Genomic DNA, 18552 nt, shown 5'->3' on the forward strand with positions numbered 1-18552 from the left:
GGCCCCAAGCCACGGCCTGTGGACCCGGCTCGTTGCGGCAATCACCGTTAGTGTCGGACCCTCGGGAACCTTTCTCCCGAGCCGCTTGTTTGGGTGGCGGAAGGAGAAACGCCATGAGCACAAAACCTCCCCCTGTGCCGCCGAAGAATCTGAGCCCAAAGGGCGCCGGTGACAAAAAATCGATAGCAGCCGACCAGGCACCGCAATCTGCCGTTCCGGATCCCGACAAGCAGGGCCAGCAAGGCAATACGAGGGTCAACACCACCCATCAAGGCAACGTCCAGGATCGCTAGGTCATGTCCACGTCGAAGAAGACTCCTGCCAGCATCCGCCAGGGCGGTCCCGGCGCCGCGCACGAAAACGCCAAGAAGCCGCTGAGCGTCGAAAAGCCGCCGGCCGACTCCGACCGTCGCAGCCACAGCAAGATCTCCGGCGGCGGCGGCGAACGCGACAGCCACCATACCCACGACCCCGAAAAGAAAGGCGACACTCGGCCCGCGCATCAGGACAAGTGAAGTCGGGCGGCGACGCGACGATCGGCGGGGTCGAGCGAAGTGTCAGCGGGGACGCCGCGCCGAGGCGAACGGAACGACATTGTCGACATTTACCACGGGCAAATCGAACAACATCGGAAGCCCTCGCGTCGCGGCCATCTCCACGATCAACTCTTCGATGGAGTGATTGGTCAGACGCGTCTCGACGCCCAGCCGGATCATCGCCGCCAGCTTGTGCACCGGCACCGGCACGGATTTCGCCCGGTCGTCGAGCAGCTTGCTGATTTCGATCACGACGTCTGCGTCGATATTCCTGGGCAAGTCTCGCATAAGTGCCTCCCCGCCAAACGAAACGAAAAGCCCGCCGCACCTTTCGATACGGCGGGCGATCCAGTAATGCGTACCGGCGAGGGGATCGGGGTGGGCGTGCCGGCGCGCGCAGATCGCAAGTAATTTTAGTTAAATCCGTCAACTTCGACGTGTCACGGAAAAACGTCTGTACGTTTTTTACCGAACCGCGCGGATCGTTAGCTGTCCCCGCCGTCGCGCGGCGCGGCAGCACAGATGGCGCGATCCTCCGCCCCCCGGACAGCGAACTCAAACAGTATACATTATACACTTAAAACATCTTGCCAGGTGATCCAGCCTGTGCTCCACTTGAGCCGGGAACATGGCTGACAGGTGGATTTCTGCCGATACGTGGCTGCATTTCAACGGTACGACCGCGAGAACACAGCCTCAAACGATATACGAAATCTCCGCATGGGAAGGCGTGGATGACGGAAACGATAGAGCTCAAACGGGTTGGCGAGGGCAATCTGCGTGCCCAGGTCTATCAGCAGATCCGCCTGACGATACAGCGCGGCGAACTGGCGCCCGGCCGGAAACTCGTCGACGTCGATATTGCCGCCCAGCTCGGCATTTCCAGAATGCCTGTCCGCGACGCGTTGATGCAGTTGGTGCATGAAGGCTATCTCGTCGGCACGACACGCGGCTTCACACTGCCCACGCTTACCGCGACGGATGTCGCCGACATCTTCGAGGTCCGCCGCTTGCTCGAGCCGCGGGCCGCCGCACACGCCGCACGGACACTTGACGCCGTTGGCCTCAAGACGCTGGCAGCCGCGCTTCGGGAGGCAGAGGCAGCGGCCGCCGCCGGCGATGCTGACCGCTTTTTCCAGGCCAACTCGGCATTCAGGAATTGTTGGCTCGGTGCCGTCGAGAACGAGCGCCTTTCACAAACGATTGCCCGCTTCGCCGACCACGTGCTCGTCGTCCGTTTAAGGACGCTGTCGCACCAGCCGACGCAGGCCGTTATCGTTGCCGGCATGCGCGCCATCTACGAGGCATTCGTCAAGCGCGACGCCGTCGCCGCTTACGACCGCATGACCCACTTCATTCAGAACGCCGAGGAGCGTTTCATGAAGCTGAGCCCACCGTCTCAACATTCCACCGGCGAAGGTGAGAGCATGTCGCAGCGGGGGAAATCATGATCAGGAAGCAGCACCCGCTGAAAGGGCCGAACAGGTTCAAGCTCGGCGTCTTTTCCATGAACGCCGATGGCGGCCTGGCAATGACCACCGTTCCCGAGCGCTGGCGTGCCCGCTGGGAAGACAATCTCAATGCTGCCTGCGTCGCCGATCGCGCCGGCCTGGAGTTTCTGCTGCCGATCGCCCGCTGGCGCGGCTTCGGCGGTTTGACGCATGTGCGGGAATGGTCGTTCGAGACTTTCACCTGGGCGGCGGGTCTTGCTGTCGCCACGGAAAACATCGGCCTGTTCATGACGGTGCATGTGCCGCTGGTTCATCCGCTGCAGGCTGCAAAAGCGCTGGCGACGGTCGACCACATCTCCAATGGCCGGGCCGGCTTGAACATCGTCTGCGGCTGGAACCCGGACGAGTTCGCCATGTTCGGGCAGACGGTCGGCGATCGAACCTACGATCAGGCCGAGGAATGGATCAACATCATCGTGCGTGCCTATCAATCGAGGGAGCCGTTCGACTTCGGCGGAGAGTTCTATGATCTGAAGGGGGTCGTCAGCCGCCCGCCAAGCCTGCAGGCGCCACGACCGGTGACCATGAACGCCGCCTTCGGCGCGCCGGGGCGCAACTATGCAGCGCGCCACTGCGACTATTTGTTCTCGACTTTTTCCGAAATCGCCGACGGCCGTGCGCATGTGGTCGACATCACAAACCGAGCGGCCGAAGTCGGACGCGAAGTCGGCGTCTATACGGTCTGTCACGTCGTCTGCCGGGAGACCCAGCAGGAAGCCGAGGACTACTACCGGCACTACGCGCTGGAATGCGCGGACGAGGGTGCGGTCGACGAGCATATGCGCAAGAAGAAGGAATTCGCGAACTCGCACGATGCGAAGGCTTTCACCGAATATCGGCAAAGGTTCGCCGGCGGTGCCGGAACGTTCCCGCTCATCGGCACGCCGGAAAAGATCGTCGACGATCTCACTGAGATCATGGACCAGGGCTATTCCGGCGCCGCCCTTACATTCGTCAACTACACCTACGAATTGCCCTTCTTCTGTGACCGCGTGCTGCCGCTGATGCGTCAGGCCGGGCTTCGAGTAAATTGATGCCGGCGGCCGCCATTCCGACGTGGGTGCATGGGCACGACGCCATCAATCCGCGCGCCTTCAAGCAGGCGATGCGGGCCGTGGCGGGCTCGGTCGCCGTCCTCGCGTCGGAACATGACGAGATCGGTTTTTGCGGCATCACGGCGACGGCTCTCTGCTCGTTCAGCGCCGAGCCGCCGTCGCTGCTGGCCTGCGTCAACCGCGGCAGCACCTTTGCCTCGGCCATTCGCGAAGGATTGCCGTTTTCGGTCAATCTTCCCGCCGGCGACCAGGAGAACGTTGTACGTGCCTTTGGCGGCATGACCAAAGCCAAGGGCGCCGCGCGGTTCTCGTCCGGATCATGGGTGCGTGGCGAAACCGGCGCGCCCTTGCTTGTCGGCGCGCGTGCAATGTTCGAATGCCGGGTGGCCGAAATCATTGTGCGGGCGTCGCACATGATCGTCATCGGCATCGTCTCAGGCGTCGCGCTGGATCGCGCTGACCGGTCGCCGGTCTTCTATGCGCATGGGCGGTTCCTGACAGTAGGAGATGATGCCAACTAACCGCCGTTCACGCGGCGGCGGCGCAGCGATTGCAATTTTAGATCGACCCGATCATGGGCCAGATCATGGGCGAACTATCAGAGGTACGGCAATGCGCATTTGGAAATCCCTTGTTCTGGCTGCACTCATGTCGGGTGTAGCGGGTATCGCCACGGCCGAAGAGGTTGTCCTCAACGCCGTGCATTTTACGCCGACGCAGAACGGCTACGCCCAGAGCTTCCTGAAGTTCGTTCAGAAGGTGAACGAAAAGGGCAAAGGCGTGGTTCAGATCAATGTGCGTGGCGGGCCGGAGGTCATTCCGCCGATTCAGCAGGGCGCGGCGCTCAGGAGCGGCCTGATCGACGTGATCGACACGCCGGCAGGGCAGTTCCTGGAGCTCGTGCCCGAAGGCGAGGTTTTCTCCGCGTCGACGAAGACGCCGTGGGAGGTCCGCGACAATGGCGGCTGGGATTTCATCAACGGAATTTTCGAGAAGAAGGCCAATGCCCACCTGCTGGCGCATGTCGACGCGGGCTCGGGCTTCAACGTCTTCACCGTTGACGAACCCAAGCTCAACAGCGAAGGCAGCATCGACTGGAGCGGTCTGAAGATCCGCTCGTCGCCGCTCTACCGCGATTTCCTTGAATCCTTGGGCGCAACGGTGATCGTGCAAGCGCCGGGGGATGTCTACACCTCGCTCGAGCGCGGCGTCGTCAATGCCAACGCGTATACGGTATTTGGCTATGCGTCCTTCGGCTGGGACAAATTCACCAAATACCGTGTCGACCCGCAATTCTTCAAAACCGATGTGCTGATCTCGATCAACAAGGCGAAATGGGACACGCTGTCGCCCGAGGCGCAGAAGCTGCTTGCCGACACGGCCGTCGAATACGAGCGCGCGAGCTACGACGCCAATCTCGCCGAGTCCGAAAAGCAGGCACAGGCGATGATCGGCGGCGGGCAGAAGGTGATCAGCTTGACCGGCGCCGGCCGCGACAAATTCCTGGCGGCTGCCACGCAGGCGAGCTGGGCGAGAATGACCAAACGCGATCCCACCAACATCGATCAGTTGAAGAAGTTCTTTCAGTAGTCCGAACGGAGGGCGCTGGTGCGCCCTTCATCAAGGTGGACATGAGGGTCGTCGGGAATGGACAGATTGTTTGCAGCGATCGGAAAGCTGAGCCTTGCGCTTGCCGCGGCGGCAAAAGTGGTGCTTGGCCTGATCATTGTCGCGGTGGTCGCTGATGTGTGCGTCCGCAATCTGGGCCTGAGGCCGCTTGCCTGGGCGGTGTCGGCGACGGAATACGGTCTGCTCTACGCGGCATTTCTGCCGATGCCCTGGCTGGTCCACAGCAAGGGCCATGTCTTCGTCGAGTTCCTGCGCCAGGCGCTTCCGGTGCGGGCACGGGCGGTGCTTGAAAAGCTGGTCTATCTCGCCTGCATTGCCGTCAGCCTCTACCTTGGCAGCGTCGCTCTGTCTTCCCTGATAAGCGCCGCGGCGGGCGGCGAATATGAAACGCGCAGTTTCGATATGCCGAAATGGCTGGTCTTCCTGCCCATCATGCTCGCCTTCTATCTCTCGGCGCTGGAATGGCTCGGATATCTGCTCGGCCGTGACACACTGTACACGCTCGACCCTCTGGAAATGGAAGGGCTCTGAGTAGTGGCCTGGCTGTTTCCATTCGCCGTGCTCGTTGGCACCATTCTTGTGTTGATGGGCCTCGGGCTGCCAGTCGCCTTCGCGTTTTTCGTCACCAATGTGATCGGGCTGTACGTGTTCTTCGGCGGTTCGATCGGCGTGACGCAGATGGTCGCCAACTTCTCCGACGCTGTCTCGACCTATGCGCTTGCCCCGCTGCCGATGTTTCTTGTCATGGGCAGCCTGTTCTTCCGCTCCGGCCTCGGCGAGAAAGTCATCTACGCGCTCGACCTGTGCATCGGCAATCTGCGGGGACGCCTTGCCTATGTCGTCCTCGCCGCCGGCACGATCTTTTCCGCGCTATCAGGATCGAGCCTCGCCAATACCGGCATGATGGGCTCGCTGATGGTGCCCGAGATGCTGAAGCGGGGCTACAAGCCGCACATGGCCTACGGACCGGTGCTTGGCGCCGGAAGCCTTGCCGTCATCATCCCGCCATCCTCGCTGGCCGTCTTGCTCGGCTCGCTGGCCCAGATTGACGTAGGCGCGCTGCTCATAGCGGGGGCTTTGCCCGGACTGCTCCTCGTTGTCATGTACGCGGCCCTGATCTTCGCACAGACGAAGATCGACCCGGACGCCGCTCCGCACTATCCGGTACCCGCCGTTCGTGCGGCCGAGAAGGTGAGGGCGGTTGCCGTCAACATCATTCCGATGAGCGTCATCGTGTTCATGGTGGTCGGCACGATCATCCTCGGGATAGCCACCCCGACCGAGTCGGCAGGGCTCGGCTGTGCCGCCGTCTTCGCGTTGTTGTTTGTCTACCGCAGGTTCAGCTGGTCGGTTGTCTGGAAGTCGCTGGACGATGCGATGAAGGTCACGGGCATGACCTTCCTGATCATCTCGGCTTCGACGACGTTCTCGCAGATATTCGCCTTCTCCGGCGCGTCGAACGGCTTTATCCAGTTCATCGTGGGCTACGATCTTGGACCGTATCCCATGCTGCTCATGATGGTGCTCGTCATCCTGTTGCTCGGCATGTTCATGGATCAGGTCTCGATGATGCTGATCACGCTGCCGATCTTCCTGCCGATCGCCCAGCAATTCGGCTACGAGCCGGTGTGGTTCGGGCTGATCCTGCTGCTCGCCTACGAGGTCGGCTTCACCACGCCGCCGTTTGGTCTGCTGCTGTTCATCATGATCGGTGTTGCGCCGAAAGGCACGTCGCTCAAGACGGTTGCCATGTCAGCGGCGCCTTACATCGCGCTGACGCTTCTGCTGATCCTGCTGATTGTCCTCTTTCCGCAGATCGCCCTCTTCCTTCCGAACTTGATCTAGTCGAACTCGATCCAGCAGGTGTCCACATGCGCTTTGCCTATCTTGCTTTCTTCCACGATGACCGCGAGGCAAACTTGGCCATCGCCCGTGACGATGTGGACGCTGTGCGGCGCGTGATCGCGTCAACGCCGGGCCTTGCGCTTGCAAACATCTATCTGCCCGAAGTGGCGACGGACATGTTCAACAAGGATGGTCCACCGCCGGTTTTTGGCTTCCAGCTCTATTTCGACGAGTTGGCGGGCATGGAGGCGGCGCTGGCGCCGTCCGGACATCTGCAGGCGCTTGCCGCACCGGATATGCTGTCGAGCATCGCCGGTTCGAGGCCGACGCAACAGGCAATGTGCGTGCGTCCGTTTCCCGTCGATGACGCTGGCGTCAAGACGTCTGGGCTCCCCTGCAGCTATCTTGTCCACTATCCCGGGCCGGCCGAAGACATGAATGTCTGGCTCTACCATTATGTGACGCATCATCCGCAATTGATGCGGGCCTTCCCCGGCATTCGCCACATCGAGGTTCTGTCGCGACTGGATTGGTGCGGCTCGCTGCCCTGGCCGCGGGTCGACCATATGCAGCGCAATCGGGTCATGTTCGACAGTCCCGCGGCGCTGACGCACGCGCTGCAATCGCCGGCGCGGCTGGAGATGCGCGCCGACTACAAGACCTTCCCGCCGTTTTCAGGCGGCAGCCGGCATTTCCCGATGTCGACGGAAGCCGTGCATCCTTTGCCGCGGGCCACATAGCGCGAACAGGTTTTGCCGGCACCGAAAAATCTCTGGAGATGTCATGTACGACTTTCGCAAGAAATGTGTCTCTCTCAATCGCCTCATCGGCACCTTCTGCGCCATCCCGCATCCGGTGGCGGTCGAAGTGGCGGCCGCAAGCGGGGTCGATTTTCTGTGCATCGACTGGGAGCATTCGCAGATCGGCCGCGAGCGGCTTGAAGATCTGATCCGAGCAGCCGATGTCCACAGGGTTCCTGCGATGGTGCGTGTGCCGGGCCAAACGCCGGAGTGGATAGCCGCCGCGCTCGACGCCGGCGCGTCGGGCGTCCTGGTACCGCGCGTCTCGACGGCCGAGCAAGCGCGCATGGCGGTCATGGCCTGCCGTTACCCGCCTGTCGGCGCACGCGGCGTCGGTCCAGGCCGCGCCGCCGGTTATGGCTACAGGATTCCGGACTACCTCATGTCGGCTAACGATGTCCTGACGGTCGCCATCCAGGTCGAGACGGCCGAGGGCCTCGCCAACATCGACGACATTGTCCAGGTCGACGGCGTCGACGTGATCTTCATTGGCCCCGGCGACCTGTCTGTCTCGATCGACGCCATGGGGCCGGCCGGTCAGGACAAGCTCAATGCCGCGATCGTCAGGATCGCGGCTGCGGCGCGTGCGGCCCGCAAGGCCGTCGGCATCTTTCGCCCTTCGGCAGACGATGTCGGGAAATGGTCGAAGCACGGCATCAGCTTCTACATGCTGGCCAGCGACACGATGTTTCTTGGCGCCGGCCTTGCCGCCGGCGTCGCCTCGGCGCGCAGCGCCTCATAGCAAGAGTTTGGCATGAAGATAATCAAGACCGACGGCGTGCTGTCAGTCGAGGAAGAGCAGCTAAGCTACCTCGACGGCTTGAATGCCGAGTTTATCGAGAAGACGCTCCTCACAGAAGATGCCCTGATCGAACACTGCCGCGACGCCGACGCGTTGATGATATTGCGGGAGCCGATCACGGCTCGCGTTCTGGCAGAACTGAACAACCTCAAGGTCATCGGACGGTTCGGCGTAGGGCTCGACTCGATCGACGTCGAGGCCGCCAGCCGTGCCGGTGTTCAGGTAACCTATGTGCCGGACGCCAATCTGGTGGAGGTCAGCACCCATGCCATGGCCTTGATCCTGGCCTTGACGCGCAGGCTGAAGCAGTTCGACAGCGCGGTGCGCGCCGGCCGCTGGGCTGCAATGACCGATGGCGCCGGCATCACGCGGCCCGACCGGCAGATCCTCGGCCTGATCGGCTTCGGCCAGATCGGGCGGCTGACTGCCGAGCGGGCGCGGGTCTTCGGCTACCACATCATCGCCTACGACCCGCATATGCCGGCAGAGCGCATCGCGGCCGGTGGTGCCGAACCGGTCGGCTTCGACGAGCTGCTGGCCAGGGCCGACATCGTCTCGCTGCACGTTCCCGCGACACCGGAGACCAGAAACATCATGTCGGCGCAAGCCCTGTCGCGCATGAAGGAAGGGGCAATACTCATCAACGTATCCCGTGGCGGGCTGGTCGACGAGGTCGCGTTGGCGGATTTGATCCGGCGCGGCCATCTGGCAGGCGCCGGCATCGACACGTTCGAGCAGGAGCCGCCTTCGCCCGACAATCCGCTGCTGGCGCTGGACACCGTCCTGGTCAGTCCACACGCGGCGCATTACTCGACCCAGTCTTACGCCGAGGTTCGCAACAAGGTGTTTGCCGATGTCGCATCGGTCCTGCGCGGCGGCAAGCCGGTATATCCGGTCAACCGGATATGACCAATTCCCGATGTCGGCACCATCCGCTGCCTGTCGACAGTTCCACCTTAACATTCCGGGGCAGGCGCCCTTGAGCGCGACCTCGGCAAACGGATAAAGACGGGAACAGGTAAAGTGAATTCGCATTTTTTGCCGACAGCGCCACATTTTGTTCTTGCTTTGTGCCGGCAGCTATGCTACTAATTTACGTATGGTGCTGATTCGCACCGAGGACCGCCGCAAGGCGGTTTTTTTGGCTTTAGATTTCAGCGCCATCCGTCGAGGCTCTGCTCGGCTTGTCGCGACGCTCGACGATATAGATGTGGTCGGCGACCAGCACCACATCGCCATGCTGGTTGATGACTTCGCAACGCTCGATGACGCGACCCGAATCCGGCCGCTTCGGGTCGTCTTCCCTAGCCGAGATGGTGGTGCGGGTCTTGATCGTGTCGCCGATGAACACCGGTTTGATGAAGCGCAACCTATCGTAGCCATAGGAAAAGGCGACCGGGTTGACGACGCTCGCCGTCAGCCCGACGCCGACCGAAAAGACCAGCGTGCCATGGGCAATACGCTGGCCGAACGGCGTCGTCTTCATGAATTCGGCGTCCATGTGGTGGGGAAAGAAATCGCCCGTGTGGCCGGCATGGACGACGAAGTCGGTCTCGGTGATGGTGCGCCCGCTGGTCATGCGCGACGAGCCGATCTGATAGTCCTCGAAATAGACAGTCTGTTCCATGTCAGGGCCTCGCCGCGATCGGTGTTGCCGGCGCCGCGCTCGATTGGTACGCGGCCTCGACCAGCGCCATGGTATTCCAGCCATCCTCGACGGAACTGACAAGCTCGCTGTCCTCGCCCGCTGCGTAGCGCTGGACATTGGCCATGCGGCCGACAAAGGCATCGGGAAACCATTCGCCGACGAGCGGCACCGCAATCCAGTCGGAGCCGCCCTTGGGGTAGATTTCAAGGATGTCCGGCTCGCCGCGCGGATAGTCGAGATTGAGCCCCAGTTTGAGATAGGCGGCGCCCTCGGTGCCGCAGATGCGGAATTCGCAGGCCTGGTGTTTTCGACCGAATTTGTGATCATGGTTGATCGACAGTGCACAGCGCACGGTGTCGCCATAGTCGAGGATCGCGCTGGTGCGCGTTTGCGCAACCTTGTGGCCGGGGTGGCCGAGTGTCTTGGCGTGAACCCCCTTGGGATCGCCGAGCAATTGCCGGATCAGATCGAGATAGTGGATCGAATGCATGGCGATCTCGACGCGCGGTGCCTTCAGCAGGAACTCCCAGAGCTGCCAGGGTGTCGCCAGCGCCAGCCACGCATCGAAATCGACCACGTCGCCGAGCCAACCCTTGGCGATCGCATGCCTGAGCGCCAGCATCATCGGCGCGAAGCGAAGCTGGAAATTCACCGCGGCCTTGAGGTTTTTGGAGCGGCAGATTTCAAGAATTTCGGTGGCCTCGCGGAGGTCACTGCCCATCGGCTTCTGGATCAACGCCACAGCATTGTCGGGTAACGCCCTGAGCACGCCGGCATGATGGGCCGGCGGCGTCGCCAGATCGAAGACGACGTCCCTGTTCGCCGCCGCTTCCTCGACCGACCGGTAAGCTGTGACGCCCCATTTCTGCGCCAGTTTTTCCGCCTTTGCTTGGTCTGGATCGAAAAGCCCGGCGACCGGAAAGCCGGCTTTCCCATAGGCTGGGAAATGCGCATCGCCGACGATCGAGCCTGCGCCGAAAATCACGATCGGCCTGGGCCTGGACGGCTGTGCCCAGGCCTGAGCAAGCGAGGCGGGATCGAAAACATCATCAGTCATGATGGAAGACTTCGTCCATCGTCGCCCACCACTCGCCCTCCTTGCGGGTCGGCAGCGGCTCCTGGCAAGGCATGCAGAGCGCCCACCATTCCTGCGTCCTGGGATCGGCTGCCATCTTCGCCATGTCGGCGGCATAGTCGGTGCCGTGATATTCGAAGGTGCTGAACAGCAGGTGCTCCGGCTCCCTGAGATAGATCGAATAATTCTTGATGTTGCAGGCGGAAATCATCCTGAGAACATCCGGCCAGACGGCGGCGTGAAGCCGCACATATTCAGCGACTTTCTCCGGCTTGAGACCAAGCACCATTCCCATTCGCTGCATGTCCGGCTCCCTATTTTGTTATATCGGTCGTGAATTCCGCGATGCTCTTGGCCTTGATCGCATCCCAGTCCCAGTCGATGCCAATGCCGGGCTCGTCCGGCGCCAATGCGTGCCCGTCCTCGATGCGCATTTTCTTCCCGGTCAGCTCGTCGAGCTGCGGAATATACTCGACATATCGGCCGTTCTGAATGGCGCAGGTCAGGCTGACATGCAGTTCCATCAGGAAATGCGGGCAGACCGGGATGTCGAACGCCTCGGCTGCGTGCGCTACCTTCAGCCACGGCGTAATGCCGCCGATGCGACCGACATCGACCTGAACGATCGAGCACGCGCCCTTCTGCATATATTCGCGGAAATGCCGGATCGAGTAGAGCGACTCGCCGATGGCGATCGGCGTCGAAGTCGCATTGGACAGACGGACATGGCCGTCAATGTCGTCCGCCGGCAGCGGTTCCTCGATCCAGGCGAGGTCGAGCTCACGCAGCCGCTCGGCCCGGCGGATCGCCTCGTCGACCGAAAAGCCCTGGTTGCAGTCGGTCATGATCTCGTAGGAGTCTCCAACCGCCTGGCGCACCGCCGTCAGCCGGGCGAGATCTTCGCAGCCGTGCGGCTTGCCGATCTTGACCTTCGACCCGCGAAAACCCTTGGCTTTGGCGGCCAGCGCGTCCTCGACCAGCGCCTCGGTCTCGATGTGCAGCCAGCCGCCCTCGGTCGTGTAGAGCGGGCAGCGGTCCTTGGCGCCGCCGGCCAGCTTCCACAAAGGCAGGTTTTGCTTCTTCGCCCGCAGATCCCAAAGTGCGGTATCGACGGCCGCGAGCGCGATTGCGGTGATCGCGCCAATCGTCGTGGCGTGGGTGGCGAACTCCAGCGCGTGCCAGATCGCCTCGATCATATCCGCATCGCGGCCGATCAGCCGCGGCGCAAGGTGATCGGCCAGGAGCCGCATCACCGATGAGCCGCCGGTGCCGATCGTGTAGCTGTAGCCGGTGCCGACGGCGCCGTCGGCGTCGGTGATGGTGACGATCGGTGTCTCCTGCGAGACAAAACTCTGGATCGCATCGGTGCGCTTGACCTTCGGCACCAGGTCGACCATCCGCAGTTCAATTTTTTCGATCTTTGCCATGACGTTAACCTCGCAATGTCTTGCCCGTTTCGGCAGAAAACAGATGGGCCTGCGACAGGTCCAGGCTCATCTTAACCCAGTCGCCGGCTTTGAGCGGCTTTGGATTGAGCATCCGCGATACCCAGTCGCTGCCGTTGAATTCGGCGAACACCAGCGTTTCGTTGCCGAGCGGCTCGGTGACGGTCACCGGCAATTCCACCTGGTGGACGTCGACCTCTTCGCCGGAGCTGATGCCGTGTCCGGTCGGATAGATGTCGTCGGGCCTCAGGCCGAACACCACCTTGTCGCCGGTTCCGACATTGGCCTTGAATTGGCTGGGCAGAGGCAATCTCTCGCCGCTGGCGAACAGCAGCTGTCCGTCGTCGACAACCGCCTCATGCAGGTTCATCGGCGGCGAGCCGATGAAGCCGGCCACGAAACGGGTCTGCGGACGGCGGAAGACCTCGTCGGGCGTGCCGACCTGCTCGATGAAGCCGTCGCGCATGATGACGATGCGGTCGGCGAGCGTCATCGCCTCGACTTGGTCATGGGTGACGTAGATCACCGTCGACTGGACCTTGGCGTGCAGCTTCTTGATCTCGGTGCGCATCTGCGTCCGAAGCTTGGCGTCGAGGTTGGAGAGCGGTTCGTCGAACAGGAAGACGTCGGGATCGCGCACGATGGCGCGGCCCATGGCGACGCGCTGGCGCTGTCCGCCCGACAACTGCGACGGCCGGCGGTCGAGCAATTGGTCGAGGCCAAGAATGCCGGACGCCTCGGCCACGCGGCGGTCCATTTCCTCTTTCGCGGCGCCCGCGATCTTCAGCGAGAAGCCGAGGTTTTCGCGCACGGTCATGTGCGGATAGAGCGCATAGGATTGGAACACCATCGAGATGTTGCGCGAGCGCGGCGGCAGATCGTTGACCTTGCGGCCGCCGATCTCGATGACCCCGTCGCTGATCGCCTCGAGGCCGGCGATCATGCGTAGGGTTGTCGACTTGCCGCAGCCGGACGGTCCCACCAGCGCGATGAACTCGCGGTCCGCGACCTCGAGGTCGATGCCGTGCACCACCGCCACCGGGCCATAGCTTTTGGTGAGTTTTTTCAGCGATACTGTTGCCATGTCAGCCTTTCACCGCGCCGGAGGTGAGGCCGCCGACGAGGTGTTTCTGGACGATGAAGGTAAGCGTGAGCGCCGGTATGATCATGACCACGGCCAGCGCACACATGCCGCGCCAGTCGATGGTGAACTCGGCCGTATAGTCGAGCAGGCCGACCGGCAATGTCTTGGAGTTGATCGAGCGCGTCAGCTGCGAGGCCAGCGCGAACTCGTTCCACGAGGTGAGGAAGGCAAAGATGCCGGCCGAGGCGATGCCGGGCCCGGCGAGCGGAAACTCGACTTGCCAGAAGGCCTGCCAGCGCGTGCAGCCGTCGATCTGCGCGGCCTCGGCGAGGTCTTTCGGCACCTGGCGGAAAAAGCCGTCGATCAGCCAGACGGTGAAGGGCACGTTGAGCGCGACATAGACGAGGATCAGCCCGAAATGCGTGTCGATGATGCCGAGCCGCGCAAAGACGAAGAACAGCGGCAGCGACAGCGCGATGCCGGGCACTGTGCGCGTCAGCATCAGCCCGAGGAACATCGCCGACTTGGCGCGGAAGCGGTAGCGGGCAAAGGCGTAGCCGCCGGCCATGCCGATGACGATGGCGATGACGGTCGAGGTCACCGAGATGATCAGCGAATTGCGGAAATAGTCGAGCACCGGGATGCCGCCCTTGCCGACGCCGCTGAACATGGCGACGTAGGCGTCGAGCGAGAGGTCCCGCGGGATCCACACCGGCGGCTTGGCCATGATCTCGACGGTCGGCCTGAGCGACGACAGCACGATCCAGATGCCGGGCAGGCAGATGACCAGCATGGCCAGAAACAGCCCGACGCCATGGACGATCCGAAGCGCCTTGTTGCCGAGACGATGCAGGCTGTTCTGGTCCATCCTCACCACTCAGCCGCGATCTGCGTGCGTGCCGCGGCGAGCTTGCGGTAGAAATAGACGGTGAACAGGATCGACAGCAGGATCGAGAAATAGGCCATGGCGTTGGCCATCCCCATCCTGGCGTCGCTGTAGGCGGTGCGGGCGACGAGCGTCCAGACGAGCTCGGTGCGGCCGGCGGGGCCGCCGTCGGTCATGATCTTGACGATGTCATAGGCGCGCGCCACGTCGAGCGAGCGGATGGTCATGGCAATGAAAGCAAACGGCATGATGAACGGCCAGGTGACATAGCGGAATGTCTGCCATGGCGTGCAGCCGTCGACGCGGGCCGCCTCGACCGGCTCGCGCGGCATCGCCAGCAGCCCGGCAAGGATGAGGATCGCGAACACCGAAGTCGATGACCAGATTTCCGCGGTCAGTATGGCGATGAAGGCGAGATTGCCGTCGATCAGCCACGGAATGGCGCGATCGGTCAGGCCGAGTGCCTGCAGGGCGTTGTTCACCAGGCCGATATTGTCGTTGAACATGAATTTGAACTGGAAGCCGACCAGGATCGGCGAAAACATCATCGGGAACATCATGATGGTGCGCAGGATCCGCCGTCCGCGCGATGCCTTTTCCACCAGGAGCGCCAGCCCGAGCCCGATCAGCATTTCAAGGTTGAGCGCCACCGTCAGCAGCACCACGGTACGGGCAAAGGCGATCCAGAAATCGCGGCTGGCCAGGATGGTGACGTAGTTACGCGCGCCGATGAAAACCCAGAACGTCTCCGGCTTGGTCAGCCGGAACGGCGTGAAGCTGGAATAGAGCGAGAGCAGCAGCGGCACCACCACTACCGCCGCCAGAAGGATCACCGCCGGCAGCAGGAGCAGCAATGGCGGCGAGGGTCTCCAGCCTTTCATGTCGATCCGGTTCTGGTTGGTGCCCGGACGCCGAAGGCCGCCATCGGCGAACTGGGATCAAGACAAAGCGTGTTGCGCATGGTTCGGAAAAAGTTCGGGGCGCCGCTCGTCGATAAGCGCGGCGCCCCCTTGCGAGAATGGTCAAAGCTTGCCGGCGTCCTCGAGTATCTGGGTAGCCTTGGCGGCAGCGTCGTCCAGCGCCTGCTTGGAGGTCTTGTCGCCGAGAATGGCGGCCTGCAATTCGGGATAGACGGCGTTGGAGATTTCGATCCATTCAGGTGTCTGCGGTACGGCAAAAGCGTGCTTTGCCTCTTCCTGGAAAGCCGCCAGCACTTCCTTCTTGTAAGGATCATTGGCCGCTTGCTGGATGTCCCAGTCCCATACCGCCGTGCGGGTCGGTAGCGGGCCGCCTGCTGCTTCAAGCTTCTGGCTGTCCTCATTGGTCAGGAACCAGACAAGCGACGCCGCAGCTTCCTTGCTTCCGCAGTTTTGGGTGACCGAAAATCCGTGGTGCCCCGACCAGCCGGTGCGAATGCCGGCCGATCCCTTCGGCGCCACCTTCACCCCGACATTGCCGGCGACCTTCGACGACTTTGGATCGTTGAAGAAGCCGGCCCAGCCCGGCCAGTCGAGGTTGATCGCGACGGTGCCTGAGGCAAAGCCCTGGCCGAGATCGTCCCACAGATAGTTGGTGGTGCCGGCCGGCACCGCCTTGGCTTTGTAGAGATTGACGAACCAGTCGAGCGCGTGCACGCCGGCCTCCGAGTTGAAGGCGGGCTTGCCGTCCTTGTCGAGATACTCGCCGCCGTCGGCAATGAGCATCTCGTAGAAGCGCCCGTTGATCGCCTCTTCCTTGCCGGCGAACTGGGTGCCGTAAAAGTCCGGCGGGCTGGCGAAGAATTCCGCCTGCTGGGCGACCTCGTCCCAGGTGTCGGGCGGGGTCAGCTCCTTGCCGTATTTGGCCTTGTAGGCAGCCTTCTTGGCTTCGTCCTGATAGAGGCTCTTCTGGTAGTAGAGCGCCGAGACATCGAACTGCGCGCGCGGCAGCATCACCAGCTTTCCGTCGAGCGTCGAGGCCTTGATCGTAGACGGCACGAAGGCGTCGATCTCCTCCTTCGGCAGCAGCGCATTGAGATCGGTGTAGATATCAGGATATTGCGGCGCGAAGGATGAGTGGTTCGAGCCGACGCACCAGTTGATGCTGCCGGAGGCGATGTCCGACTTGATTTCCTTGTCGAGTTCGAAGTGGTTCTTCTTCGAGATCACGTTGACCTTGGCGCCGGTCAGCTTTTCCCACTCGCCGATGCGCGCGTAGAGCCCTTCATATTGCTGACCGCCGATCAGCTTGGCGTCGATGGTGACGCCATCGAATTTGCCGGGCAGTTTGGCAGCAAAGGCAGCACTCGCACCAAGTGCGAGCAACGTTACGCCGGCCGACAGGCAGCAAAACAGTTTCGTCATTGGTATCCTCCCAAAGAGTCTGCGTCGATCCATAGCGAGGGCTGATCGGCAGCTTCATTCATATACAAACAAAACATTTACATAATCGTCAAGCGAAAGTTCTTTCGGAAGCAATGCTGTTATGCGTATATGAAAAGCAAAATTCACTGGAGAGGCCCAATGGCAGAGGACGAGGAAGACGACCGTTATCGAGCCCCGGCGTTGGACAAGGGGCTCGACATCCTCGAGCTGCTGGCTGGCGTCGATGGCGGCCTGACGCAGGCGGAAATCGCCAAGAAACTCGACCGCAGCCCCAATGAGTTCTACCGCATGCTGGATCGGCTGGTGCGGCGCGGCTACGTCACGCGTCCCGATGGCGACCGTTATTCGCTGACGCTCAAACTGTTTGGCCTGGCGCAGCTGCACGCGCCGGTGCGCCGGCTGGTTTCCTATGCGACGCCGCTGATGCGCGAGCTGGCAGAAACCTCACAGCAGGCAAACCAGCTCGTCGTCTTCGATCGCGGCTCCGCCGTGGTGATCGCACAGCAGGAGGCGCCGGATTACTGGGGCATCTCCATTCGCGTCGGCTCGCATATCAGCCTGTTCGACACCGGCTCCGGTCATGTGCTGCTGGCGTTCCGCCCGCCGGAAGAGCGGCAGATGATGATATCCGAACATCTGCGCAGCACCGACAAGCCGCCTCAATCGCCGGAGTTCTTTGCCCGCCTCGACCAGATCCGGGAACGCGGCTACGAGATGATGGCGTCGATGCAGACCGCCGGCGTGTTCAACCTGTCGACGCCCGTTCTTGGCTCGGACGGCAAGGCGATCGCCGCGCTGTCGATCCCCTACATAACCCTGGTCAACGCACCCAAGGCGCCCGATATCACGAGGACGATAGAGCTGTTGCTGGCAGCGACCGAAAAGCTATCCCAACTGGCGGGGTCGACCGTCAAGCAATCGAGGTAAATTCTTATTTGAATGAAGAATTTCTCCGTGAGATGATCTCGAAGCCGCCAAGGAGGAGAGCGCCGCCATGATCTTCGACACCCATCTGCACCTCATCGACCAGTCGGCGCTGCGCTACCCCTGGCTTTCCGGCGTGCCGGCGCTCAACCGCGATTTCTCCTATGACGAATATGCAGTCCAGGCCCGGCGGGCCGGCATAGAGGGCGCATTGCATATGGAGGTCGATGTCGATCCAGCCGATATCGAGGCCGAGACCAGCCATGTGAAAACGCTGTCGCAGCAGAAGGACAGCCTGCTACGCGGTGCAATCGCCTCCTGCCGTCCGGAAATGCCGGGCTTTGCCGCGTATCTCGAGCGCCAGCGCGCCGATCCTTTCGTCAAGGGCTTTCGGCGTGTGCTGCACGTCATGTCGGATGAACTCTCGGAGGGCGCGCTGTTTCGTGAAAACATCAAGCGGCTTGCCGGCACCGGCCTGACCTTCGACCTTGTCGTTCTGCCGCACCAGATCCCCAAGGCGACGGCACTCGCCGACCTCGCGCCGGACGTCCAGTTCGTGCTCGACCATTGCGGTGTGCCGGACATCAAGGGCGGTGGCGAGCATCCGTGGCGCGAGCACATCGCGGAGATCGCAGGGCGCCCGAACGTCGTCGGCAAGATTTCCGGTGTGGTCGCCTATGCGGATGCCGGATCCTGGACTATCGATACGCTGCGTCCCTATGTCGAGCACACCATCGAATGGTTCGGCTGGGATCGGGTCGTCTGGGGCAGCGACTGGCCGGTCTGCACGCTTGGCGGCGGCCTTGCGACCTGGGTTGCGGCAACGCACGCGCTGCTTAGCGGCGCCAGCGACGATGAACGGCAAAAGCTGCTGTCCGGCAATGCAAAGCGGCTGTGGAGTTTGTAGAGCATTTTGCAGCCAAGTGGGATCACTTGGCGTCGCACAAAT

Annotated in this window: 22 protein-coding genes; 13 read left to right on the forward strand and 9 right to left on the reverse strand. The window is 62.2% G+C overall.

What is annotated here, in order from left to right; all coding sequences use genetic code 11:
* The first annotated feature begins 113 nt into the window (after positions 1–113).
* Both NKI85_RS07125 and NKI85_RS07130 read left to right on the forward strand, forming a co-directional pair.
* Positions 114–293 carry a hypothetical protein gene (locus NKI85_RS07125; protein ID WP_352527138.1) on the forward strand — a complete coding sequence of 60 codons (180 nt, stop codon included), beginning with the start codon at positions 114–116 and terminating at the stop codon, positions 291–293.
* A gap of 3 nt (positions 294–296) precedes the next feature.
* Positions 297–515: a hypothetical protein gene (locus NKI85_RS07130; RefSeq protein WP_352527139.1), complete on the forward strand. Its 219-nt coding sequence runs from the start codon at positions 297–299 to the stop codon at positions 513–515.
* Between the two features lie 42 nt (positions 516–557).
* Here NKI85_RS07130 and NKI85_RS07135 read toward each other — a convergent pair whose 3' ends face one another.
* Positions 558–824: a hypothetical protein gene (locus tag NKI85_RS07135; protein ID WP_352527140.1), complete on the reverse strand. Its 267-nt coding sequence runs from the start codon at positions 822–824 to the stop codon at positions 558–560.
* 446 nt (positions 825–1270) lie between these two features.
* On the opposite strand from NKI85_RS07135, the gene NKI85_RS07140 reads away from it, so the two are divergent.
* The 9 genes from NKI85_RS07140 (at position 1271) to NKI85_RS07180 (ending at position 9087) form a co-directional block, all read left to right on the forward strand.
* The gene (locus NKI85_RS07140; protein ID WP_352776458.1) at positions 1271–1987 is read left to right on the forward strand and encodes a GntR family transcriptional regulator; all 717 of its coding nucleotides are present in this window, start codon (positions 1271–1273) and stop codon (positions 1985–1987) included.
* Positions 1987–3081, forward strand: coding sequence for an LLM class flavin-dependent oxidoreductase (locus NKI85_RS07145; RefSeq protein WP_352527204.1), 1095 nt, complete (start codon positions 1987–1989; stop codon positions 3079–3081). The genes NKI85_RS07140 and NKI85_RS07145 overlap by 1 nt, the downstream gene beginning before the upstream one ends.
* A complete protein-coding gene (locus tag NKI85_RS07150) occupies positions 3081–3623 on the forward strand; it encodes a flavin reductase family protein (RefSeq protein ID WP_352527142.1) in 543 nt (180 codons plus the stop codon). The genes NKI85_RS07145 and NKI85_RS07150 overlap by 1 nt, the downstream gene beginning before the upstream one ends.
* Positions 3624–3750: 127 nt before the next feature.
* Complete coding sequence (gene dctP / locus NKI85_RS07155) at positions 3751–4692, forward strand: TRAP transporter substrate-binding protein DctP (protein WP_352776459.1); 942 nt, start codon at positions 3751–3753, stop codon at positions 4690–4692.
* 57 nt (positions 4693–4749) lie between these two features.
* Positions 4750–5262 (forward strand): TRAP transporter small permease, encoded by a 513-nt coding sequence (locus NKI85_RS07160; protein WP_352527144.1) that lies wholly within the window; start codon positions 4750–4752, stop codon positions 5260–5262.
* A 3-nt stretch (positions 5263–5265) separates the two neighbouring features.
* Entirely contained in the window at positions 5266–6576 is a 1311-nt protein-coding gene (locus NKI85_RS07165; protein ID WP_352776460.1) for a TRAP transporter large permease, read from the forward strand.
* Positions 6577–6602: 26 nt separating this feature from the next.
* Positions 6603–7316 (forward strand): hypothetical protein, encoded by a 714-nt coding sequence (locus tag NKI85_RS07170; RefSeq protein ID WP_352527146.1) that lies wholly within the window; start codon positions 6603–6605, stop codon positions 7314–7316.
* Positions 7317–7359: 43 nt separating this feature from the next.
* Complete coding sequence (locus NKI85_RS07175; protein ID WP_352527147.1) at positions 7360–8118, forward strand: HpcH/HpaI aldolase family protein; 759 nt, start codon at positions 7360–7362, stop codon at positions 8116–8118.
* A gap of 12 nt (positions 8119–8130) precedes the next feature.
* Complete coding sequence (locus NKI85_RS07180) at positions 8131–9087, forward strand: C-terminal binding protein (RefSeq protein WP_352527148.1); 957 nt, start codon at positions 8131–8133, stop codon at positions 9085–9087.
* Positions 9088–9325: 238 nt separating this feature from the next.
* Here NKI85_RS07180 and NKI85_RS07185 read toward each other — a convergent pair whose 3' ends face one another.
* The 8 genes from NKI85_RS07185 to NKI85_RS07220 form a co-directional block, all read right to left on the reverse strand.
* A complete protein-coding gene (locus NKI85_RS07185) occupies positions 9326–9805 on the reverse strand; it encodes a MaoC/PaaZ C-terminal domain-containing protein (RefSeq protein ID WP_352527149.1) in 480 nt (159 codons plus the stop codon).
* A gap of 1 nt (position 9806) precedes the next feature.
* Entirely contained in the window at positions 9807–10883 is a 1077-nt protein-coding gene (locus tag NKI85_RS07190) for a Gfo/Idh/MocA family protein (RefSeq protein WP_352527150.1), read from the reverse strand.
* Positions 10876–11205 carry an L-rhamnose mutarotase gene (locus NKI85_RS07195; RefSeq protein ID WP_352527151.1) on the reverse strand — a complete coding sequence of 110 codons (330 nt, stop codon included), beginning with the start codon at positions 11203–11205 and terminating at the stop codon, positions 10876–10878. The genes NKI85_RS07190 and NKI85_RS07195 overlap by 8 nt, the downstream gene beginning before the upstream one ends.
* Before the next feature lie 10 nt (positions 11206–11215).
* Entirely contained in the window at positions 11216–12328 is a 1113-nt protein-coding gene (locus tag NKI85_RS07200) for a mandelate racemase/muconate lactonizing enzyme family protein (protein ID WP_352527152.1), read from the reverse strand.
* Between the two features lie 4 nt (positions 12329–12332).
* A complete protein-coding gene (locus tag NKI85_RS07205; RefSeq protein ID WP_352527153.1) occupies positions 12333–13430 on the reverse strand; it encodes an ABC transporter ATP-binding protein in 1098 nt (365 codons plus the stop codon).
* 1 nt (position 13431) lies between these two features.
* Positions 13432–14298 carry a carbohydrate ABC transporter permease gene (locus tag NKI85_RS07210; RefSeq protein ID WP_352527154.1) on the reverse strand — a complete coding sequence of 289 codons (867 nt, stop codon included), beginning with the start codon at positions 14296–14298 and terminating at the stop codon, positions 13432–13434.
* A 2-nt stretch (positions 14299–14300) separates the two neighbouring features.
* The gene (locus tag NKI85_RS07215) at positions 14301–15197 is read right to left on the reverse strand and encodes a carbohydrate ABC transporter permease (RefSeq protein WP_352776461.1); all 897 of its coding nucleotides are present in this window, start codon (positions 15195–15197) and stop codon (positions 14301–14303) included.
* Positions 15198–15338: 141 nt separating this feature from the next.
* Complete coding sequence (locus NKI85_RS07220) at positions 15339–16658, reverse strand: type 2 periplasmic-binding domain-containing protein (RefSeq protein WP_352527156.1); 1320 nt, start codon at positions 16656–16658, stop codon at positions 15339–15341.
* Positions 16659–16817: 159 nt separating this feature from the next.
* Between NKI85_RS07220 and NKI85_RS07225 the strand changes: the two genes are divergently transcribed.
* On the forward strand, positions 16818–17606 hold the full coding sequence (locus NKI85_RS07225; RefSeq protein ID WP_023716659.1) for an IclR family transcriptional regulator: 789 nt from the start codon (positions 16818–16820) through the stop codon (positions 17604–17606).
* A gap of 67 nt (positions 17607–17673) precedes the next feature.
* Complete coding sequence (locus NKI85_RS07230) at positions 17674–18510, forward strand: amidohydrolase family protein (RefSeq protein ID WP_352527157.1); 837 nt, start codon at positions 17674–17676, stop codon at positions 18508–18510.
* Positions 18511–18552: the final 42 nt, after the last annotated feature.

Origin of the sequence: Mesorhizobium sp. M0571 (assembly GCF_040320985.1) — a bacterium.
In the GTDB taxonomy this organism is placed as follows: Bacteria; Pseudomonadota; Alphaproteobacteria; order Rhizobiales; family Rhizobiaceae; genus Mesorhizobium.